8 protein-coding genes are annotated in these 7,689 nt (G+C 62.8%); 7 read left to right on the top strand and 1 reads right to left on the bottom strand.

The features are described from left to right. A partial coding sequence (locus J0I79_RS01760; RefSeq protein WP_292854905.1) for a glycine betaine ABC transporter substrate-binding protein occupies nucleotides 1-389 on the bottom strand: 389 nt, incomplete at its 3' end. Nucleotides 390-499: 110 nt separating this feature from the next. Between J0I79_RS01760 and J0I79_RS01765 the strand changes: the two genes are divergently transcribed. The 7 genes from J0I79_RS01765 (at nucleotide 500) to J0I79_RS01795 (ending at nucleotide 7,467) form a co-directional block, all read left to right on the top strand. Next, complete coding sequence (locus tag J0I79_RS01765) at nucleotides 500-1,540, top strand: GlxA family transcriptional regulator (protein WP_292854907.1); 1,041 nt, start codon at nucleotides 500-502, stop codon at nucleotides 1,538-1,540. A 95-nt stretch (nucleotides 1,541-1,635) separates the two neighbouring features. Then, the gene (locus tag J0I79_RS01770; RefSeq protein WP_292854909.1) at nucleotides 1,636-2,778 is read left to right on the top strand and encodes a ring-hydroxylating oxygenase subunit alpha; all 1,143 of its coding nucleotides are present in this window, start codon (nucleotides 1,636-1,638) and stop codon (nucleotides 2,776-2,778) included. After that, on the top strand, nucleotides 2,775-3,575 hold the full coding sequence (locus J0I79_RS01775) for an SDR family oxidoreductase (protein ID WP_292854910.1): 801 nt from the start codon (nucleotides 2,775-2,777) through the stop codon (nucleotides 3,573-3,575). The genes J0I79_RS01770 and J0I79_RS01775 overlap by 4 nt, the downstream gene beginning before the upstream one ends. Nucleotides 3,576-3,577: 2 nt before the next feature. Next, entirely contained in the window at nucleotides 3,578-4,507 is a 930-nt protein-coding gene (locus J0I79_RS01780; protein ID WP_292854912.1) for a 3-keto-5-aminohexanoate cleavage protein, read from the top strand. A gap of 11 nt (nucleotides 4,508-4,518) precedes the next feature. Then, entirely contained in the window at nucleotides 4,519-5,289 is a 771-nt protein-coding gene (locus J0I79_RS01785) for an SDR family oxidoreductase (RefSeq protein WP_292854913.1), read from the top strand. A gap of 1 nt (nucleotide 5,290) precedes the next feature. After that, a complete protein-coding gene (locus tag J0I79_RS01790) occupies nucleotides 5,291-6,226 on the top strand; it encodes a 3-hydroxyacyl-CoA dehydrogenase NAD-binding domain-containing protein (protein WP_292854915.1) in 936 nt (311 codons plus the stop codon). Nucleotides 6,227-6,234: 8 nt separating this feature from the next. Further along, on the top strand, nucleotides 6,235-7,467 hold the full coding sequence (locus tag J0I79_RS01795; RefSeq protein WP_292854917.1) for an FAD-dependent oxidoreductase: 1,233 nt from the start codon (nucleotides 6,235-6,237) through the stop codon (nucleotides 7,465-7,467). Nucleotides 7,468-7,689: the final 222 nt, after the last annotated feature.

Here is a 7,689-nt window from a genome sequence, read left to right on the forward strand (position 1 = left end):
ACCTTTTCCATGAACTTCGGATAGATCCAGCCTTCGCGTGTCTTGAGGTCGAGCTTGCCGACATCCTCGATCTTCTTCTCGGCCAGCACCTTGGGATAGATGTCGCCGACATTGTTGAGCCAGATCTCGACCGAGGCGCTCAGCGTGCCGTCGGCGAGGCCGGAGAATTGCGGGAAGTTGCCGGCGGTGACGTATTCGACCTTGTAGCCGAGCTTTTCCATCAGCTGCCCGGCAATGTGGGTGGAGACATGCGCGCCGGTCCATTCCAGCATGGCCAGCTTGATCGGCTCGTCCTTCGCGCCGAGGTCGGCGGCACCCGCAGGCACACCGGCAACCAGAAAGGCGGCAAGGGCTATGTTCATGGCATTCACGATCGGCATTTTCAGCATGATGTTCCCCTTTGTTTTTGGATGTATCGCTGTGCGCCGCGTCCAAAGTGTTGCACAAAGCGGGCCGCCGACTTAACAAATATGGACGTCAACTTTCGATCTTTGGACACGTGGCCCCAAGCGCGCAGCAGATCCGGATCCTCGTCGTGGTCGCGCCGAACTTCAATCTGGCAGCGACCACGGCCTTCATCGATCCGTTTCGGGCAACGAACTATCTCGAAGGACTGACCCGCTTTCGATGGGTGCTCGCTTCCACCCAGGGCGGAGCCTGCCTTGCCAGCAACGGGATGACGGTGCAGACGGAAAGACTTGCTTCCGTGGAGGAGCAGAATTTCGAAATCGTCCTGGTTTCGGCGAGCTGGACGCCGGAAACGGCAAGCACGCCTCATCTTCAGGCGCAGCTGAGAAAATGGGCGCGCAACGGCTCCATCATCGGCGGGCTCGACACGGGCGCATTCATCCTGGCCGATGCGGGGCTGCTCGCCGGACGACGCGCGACCGTGCATTACGAGCATATCGACGCGTTGAAGGAGCTGCACCCCGACATCGATGTTTCGGAAGACATTTTCGTCCATGACGGAAAGCGGTTCACCTGCAGCGGCGGCATCGCCTCGGCCGACGTCGCGCTGCATCTTATCCGGGCCAGCGCCGGAGACGCGCTCGCCAATGCCGCTGCCCGCTACATCTTCCACCCGACATTGAGGCCGGTGGGCACGTCGCAGAATCCGGGCCATGCCGAGCCGCTTGGCCGCACCGCGCCCCGCACCGTCCGGCAGGTGATCGCCATCATGGAGCAGCATCTGGAGCAGACGCTGACCATTCCCGAGCTTTGCCGCAAGGTGGACGTTTCCCAGAGGCAGCTCGACAGGCTCTTCAAGCAATATGTCGGCAAGCCGCCGGCGCTTTACTATCGTGATATCCGGCTCGACCGCGCCCGGGGACTAGTGACCCAGACCGACATGCTCATGTCGGAGATCGCGATCGCCTCGGGCTTTTCAAGCCAGGTCCATTTCAGCCGGGCCTATCGCGAACGCTTCGGCCTTTCGCCGCGTTCCGACCGGGTCGAAGGCCGCATCCCCTTCGAATTCAGGGCCTGGCCAATGCACCGGAAGGCGCAAGGCGATGACGGCCTTGCTGTCGAAAAACGATAAATCGGCGGCGAACCGCGCATAGATTTTCCGCATTACCGGCAGCAAGCTTTGTCATCCGTGGCCTGCCACAGGCGCACGAAACGAAAGGTGCTCCGATGACGCTGCTTCCTTCGAAAGACGAGTTCGCCGCCATCAAGGAGGGATATTCCTCAAATCCCTCCCGGTCCCTCTCGCTCAAGAGCGATGCCTATACCGATGCGCGCTGGTTCGGAGTCGATCTGGCCGAGGTCATCGCCAGGACCTGGCAATGGGTTTGCCATGTCGAAAAGGTTCGCAAGCCGGGTGACTACATCGCAGTTGAAATCGCCGGGCGCCCGATCGCCGTCGTGCGCGATCGCGAAGGCGTTCTGCGCGCCTTTTACAATGTGTGCAAGCATCGGGCGCATGCACTTCTTTCGGGCGAGGGCAACTCGAACAAGATCATGTGCCCGTACCATGCGTGGACCTACCGGCTCGACGGCCAGCTGGTGCGCGCGCCGCACACCGAAACACTGGAAGACTTCCAGACGAAGGACATCTGCCTCGACCGGGTGCAGGTCGAGGAATTCTGCGGCTTCGGCTACGTCAACCTGGATCCTTCCGCCCCTTCGCTCGCTTCCCAGACCGGGGACCTCGCGACGGAGATCAAGCACTGGGCGCCCGACATTGATCAGCTGACCTTCGCGCACCGGTTGACCTACGACATCAAGTCGAACTGGAAGAACGTCGTCGACAACTTCCTCGAATGCTATCACTGCCCGACCGCGCACAAGGATTTCTGCACCTTGGTCGACATGAGCACCTACAAGGTGACGACACACGGCATCTATTCCAGCCACATGGCGGACGCCGGCAAATCCTCCAACTCGGCCTATGACGTCTCCAACGCGACCGTGCGCACGCATGCCGTATGGTGGCTGTGGCCGAACACCTGCCTGATGCGCTACCCCGGGCGATCCTCGATGATCGTGCTGAACATCATCCCGGCGGGGCCGGACCGGACCTTCGAGACCTACGACTTCTTCCTCGAATCCAAGGAGCCCGACGAGGCGGAGCTGCAGTCGATCAAATATCTCGACGAGGTCCTGCAGGTCGAGGACATCAACATCGTCGAGAGCGTCCAGAAGGGCATGAACACGCCGGCCTTCACGCAAGGGCGGATCGTCAACGATCCGGACGGTTCGGGCCAATCCGAACACGCCGTGCATCATTTTCACGGTCTGGTCCTCGACGCCTATGCGCGATGCGCCGCCCGATGAGCGGAAAACTCGGCGGCAAGGTTGCGCTGGTCACCGGCGGACGGGGCGGGATAGGCCGCGCCATATGCGAGCGGTTCATCGCGGAAGGGGCGACGGTGTTCGCCGCCGACCTCAGCGATACGGGAAGCATGGGAGCCGCCTCGGGGGCGGCGGCGGCGTTCGTTCAGCTTGATGTCACCTCGGAAGACCAGGTCAAGGCCGCCATGGGCACGGTCGAGGCCGCGGCCGGAAAGCTCGACGTGCTGGTCAACGCGGCGGGGATAGAGATCGAGAAGACCATCGAGCACACCACGCTCGAGGAATGGAACCGCTGTTTCGCGGTCAACGTCACGGGCATGTTCCTGACCTCAAAACACGCCCTGCCGCTGATGCGCAAGGCCGTAAGCGGCGGCGGCACCGCGTCGATCATCAATTTCGGCAGCTATGACGGCTTCATCGCCGATCCGGGGCTGGCGGCCTATTGTGCGAGCAAGGGCGCGGTGCACGCCCTGACGCGCGCCATGGCTTGCGACCACGGCCCCGAGGGCATCCGGGTCAACGCGATTTGCCCCGGCTACATCGACACGCCGATGCTGCAGTGCTTCTTTGCCGGCGCGGGATCGGGAGGCGGCGGCCGCACGATCGAAGCGTTGCGCGATGCCGTGCGCAACGTGCACCCGATTCGCAACTACGGCACCCCGACCGACGTCGCCAACCTGGTCAATTGGCTTGCCAGTGACGAAGCGCGCTATGCGAGCGGACAGCTGTGGGTTCTCGACGGCGGCCTTTCGGCCCAGGTCCAGCAGATGAGACTTTGACCATGAGCAAACCCGTCATCATCACATGCGCGCCGACCGGCGGCATCCATACGCCGACCATGTCGGAACACCTGCCGATCACGCCGAGCGAGATCGCAAGGGCGAGCATCGACGCGGCCGAAGCGGGCGCGTCCATCATCCACCTGCATGCGCGCGATCCCGAGACGGGCAAGCCCGATCCGCGACCGGAGCTGTTCCAGGACTTCCTGCCGCGCATCAAACAGTCCTGCAACGCGGTGCTGAACATCACCACCGGCGGCGGGCTCGGCATGACCCGCGAGCAGCGGCTTCAGGCCGCGCGCGCCGTGAGCCCAGAGATGGCGTCGATGAACATGGGTTCGATGAATTTCGGCATCTTCCCGATGCTGGACAAATACTCGAACTGGAAACATGACTGGGAGCCGGAATTCCTGGCGATGACCCGGGATTTCATCTTCCGCAACACCTTCGGCGACATCGAATACTCGCTGCGCGAGCTTGGCGAGGCGCATGGAACGCGCTTCGAGTTCGAATGCTACGATCTGGGCCATCTCTACAACCTCGCCTGGGTCGTCGATCAGGGCTGGGTCAAGCCGCCCTTCTTCGTCCAGATGGTGTTCGGCATTCTTGGCGGCGTCGGCGCCGACCTCGACAATCTGGTGCACATGCACACGATCGCCGAAAAACTGTTCGGCGACGACTACGAATGGTCTGTGCTGGCGGCGGGCAGGCATCAGATCCCGTTCACCACCCAGGCCGCGCTGCTTGGCGGCAATCTGCGGGTCGGCATGGAGGACAGTCTCTATATCGGCCCGGGACAGAAAGCCGTTTCGAGCGCCGAACAGGTAAGGAAGATCCGCTCGATCGTCGAGAATCTTGGCCGCACCATCGCCACGCCCGACGAGGTCCGGGTCCGTCTCGGCCTCAAGGGCGCCGACCATGTCGCGTTTTGAGTGAGCCACGCATGACCTCCCAAGGGAACGGCCTGAAGAGCAAGATTGCTGTTGTCACCGGCGGCGGACGGGGCATCGGCCGGGCTGTTGTCGACAGGCTTCTCGCCGACGGCGCCAGCGTTCTCACCTGCGGCCGCGGCAACCGGCCGGCAGATCTCGCAGCCGAGGTTTTCTGGGTCCAGGCCGATGTCGGTATCGCCGCTGACGCCAGGACCATCGTCGCCTCGGCCCGCGAGGCTTTCGGCGAACCGACGATCCTGGTCAACAATGCCGGCGTCCAGCTGACGAAAACGGTCGTCGAGACCACCGACACCGATTGGGACCTCGTTGTCGGAACGAACTGCAAGGGGATGTTCAACATGTGCCGTGAGGTGCTGCCGTTCATGACGGAGCATGGCGGCAGCATCGTCAATATCGGTTCGATTTCCGGCAACGTCTCCGATCCGAAAATGGCGATCTACAACGCCTCGAAAGCCTTCGTGCATGGCCTGACGCGATCGGTTGCTATCGACCATGGACCGAAGGTGCGATGCAACGCCATCTGCCCCGGATGGATCATGACCGAGATGGCTGCGGATGGCTTCGATCTCGCCCGGGACCCGGCGCGCGCACGAGCCGACGCGTTTGCCAGGCACCCGGCCGGCAGGCTTGGCGCGCCCGATGACATCGCCAATGCCGTGGCCTGGCTGGTGTCGGACCAGGCTGCCTTCGCCAACGGCCAATGTTTCGTGATCGACGGCGGACTGACCGCCGCCTCTCCCCTGCAACCAGAATTGTTCTGAGATGACTGATATCAACCACACGGCGGTACTGGGCGCGGGCGTTATCGGTGCGAGCTGGGCAGCGCTGTTTCTCGCATCCGGCCGCAGCGTCGCGGTGTTCGATGTCTCCGACAGCGCCGAAGCGCAGGTGCGCACCTATGTCGAACGGGCATGGCCGGTTTTGCAGGAGCTTGGGCTTACCGAGCAAGGCGATCCCGATCGCGTCAGCTTCCACAAATCGCCCGCCGAAGCAGTCGATGGCGCGCAGTTCATCCAGGAAAGCGTGCCCGAGCGGCTCCCTGTCAAACATGAACTGTTCGCCGCGATCGAACCCGCGCTGGCGCCCGGTGCTGTCGTGGCATCATCCGCGTCCGGCCTGACACTCGGCGAGATGCAGGCGGGGTGGAAGAACCCTGCCCGCTTCGTGCTCGGCCATCCCTTCAATCCGCCCCACCTCATCCCGCTGGTCGAGGTCATGGGCAACGAGCGTACGGCCGATGACGCGGTGGCGATGGCCGAGCGTTTTTATGCCAGCGTCGGCAAGGTCACCATCCGCGTCAACCGCGAGGTGCCCGGCCATGTCGCCAACCGGCTGCAGGCGGCGGTGTGGCGCGAGGCGATCCATCTGGTGAAGACGGGCGTCGCCAGCGTCGAGGATGTCGACAAGGCGATGTGGGCTGGTCCCGGTCTGCGCTGGGCCGCGATGGGTCCGACCATGCTGTTCCATCTTGGCGCCGGTGACGGCGGTCTTGCCGCGTTCTGCCAGCGCTATACCGAAAGCTTCAACCGCTGGTGGGACGATCTCGGCGTCCTCCATCTCGATCCGCAAACATCCGGAAAACTGGTGCAAGGCGTCACCGAGGAAGCGCAGGGCAAGACGGTCTCCGACCTGTCGAGCCAGCGCGACGCCTTGATCACGGCCACGCTGAAGGCGATCACGCCGCTTCGGGCGCGCTGAGCGGCACAATGTCGAACGTCCCGGTGGAAAACGGCCCTGTCGTCATCGTCGGCGCCGGACAGGCAGGGTTTTCCGTCGCGGCCAAATTACGCGACCTGGGACACATCGGGCGGATCACCCTGGTCGGCGCCGAGGCGCATCCGCCCTACCAGCGCCCGCCGCTTTCGAAAGCCTATCTGCTGGGCGAGCTGACCGAAGAGCGCCTGCATCTGAGGCCGCCGGCATTCTACGGCCAGAAAGCCATCGAGCTGCGGCTGGCAACCGAGGTCGAGACAATCGACAGGGCCAGGCATGAAGTGAGGTTGAGCGATGGATCCGACCTGTCCTACAGCCACCTTGTTCTTGCCACCGGATCAAGGCCCAGGCAGTTGCCTGCGGAACAGGGCGGTGAACTGGGCGGCGTCTACTGTCTGAGGTCGATCGCCGACATCAGGAAAATGGCGGCTGAATTCACGGCCGGCCGGCGGGTTGTCATTGTCGGCGGCGGATATATCGGGCTCGAGGCCGCTGCGGTCTCGGCAAAGCTGGGGCTTGAGGTGACGCTGATAGAGAGCGCTCCGCGTATCCTGCAGCGCGTCGCATCCACTCATACCGCATCATTCTTTCGGAGCCTTCACCAATCCAAGGGCGTCGACATACTGGAAGGCGTCGGGCTGGATCGGCTGGCCGGACGCGACCGCAAGGTTACTCACGCCATTCTTGCCGACGGCCGGAGTCTGGCGGCCGATTTCGTCATCGTCGGAATAGGTATCCTGCCAAACGTTGAATTGGCGTTGCGGGCAGGTCTCGAAGCCGGGAACGGCATCGAGGTCGATGCCCAATGCCGGACAGCTGACCCGGCGATCCTGGCCGCCGGCGATTGCGCGTCGTTTCCCTGGAAAGGCCGGCGTATCCGGCTCGAAAGCGTCGGCAACGCGGTCGAGCAGGGCGAAGCGGCGGCGAGAACAATCATGGGGCAGACGCATGAATATCATGCCGAGCCCTGGTTCTGGTCGGATCAATTCGATTGCAAGCTGCAGATCGCGGGTCTAGGCGCCGACCATGACGCCGCCATTATCAGGCAGATGTCCGACACCTCACTTTCCGTCTGGTACTATCGGAATGACGAATTGCTGGCGGTGGACGCGATCAACCACCCGGGTTCCTACATGGTGGGCAAACGCCTCATTGCCCAGGGAAAGTCGCCCGACCGAAGAGCGGTTAGCGACCCGAGCTTCGAACTCAAGTCGCTGCTGGCCTGATTGATTGCCGGCTAATATCATTCCTGAGGAGCAGTTCAGCAAACGAACGCTGAACCGCTCCCCGGTTGGCGAATTACCCCTTGGCGCCGTCGAGCCAAGGTTTCCATACGGCCTCGTTGTTGTCGATCCATTCCTTGACGACAGCGTCGAGGTCCTTGCCCTGCTTGTCGACGGCCAGCATCAGCTTCTGCTGTTCGGTGGCGTCCATCTTGAAGGATTTGA

The sequence above is a fragment of the Mesorhizobium sp. genome (genome assembly GCF_017306585.1).
Lineage (GTDB): Bacteria > Pseudomonadota > Alphaproteobacteria > Rhizobiales > Rhizobiaceae > Mesorhizobium.

What these genes read in the sequence shown, in the direction of transcription:
- J0I79_RS01770 (WP_292854909.1), top strand. Translation starts at nt 1,636, where the DNA reads ATGACGCTGCTTCCTTCGAAAGACGAGTTCGCCGCCATCAAGGAGGGA.
- J0I79_RS01775 (WP_292854910.1), top strand. Translation starts at nt 2,775, where the DNA reads ATGAGCGGAAAACTCGGCGGCAAGGTTGCGCTGGTCACCGGCGGACGG.
- J0I79_RS01785 (WP_292854913.1), top strand. Translation starts at nt 4,519, where the DNA reads ATGACCTCCCAAGGGAACGGCCTGAAGAGCAAGATTGCTGTTGTCACC.
- J0I79_RS01795 (WP_292854917.1), top strand. Translation starts at nt 6,235, where the DNA reads ATGTCGAACGTCCCGGTGGAAAACGGCCCTGTCGTCATCGTCGGCGCC.
- J0I79_RS01790 (WP_292854915.1), top strand. Translation starts at nt 5,291, where the DNA reads ATGACTGATATCAACCACACGGCGGTACTGGGCGCGGGCGTTATCGGT.
- J0I79_RS01780 (WP_292854912.1), top strand. Translation starts at nt 3,578, where the DNA reads ATGAGCAAACCCGTCATCATCACATGCGCGCCGACCGGCGGCATCCAT.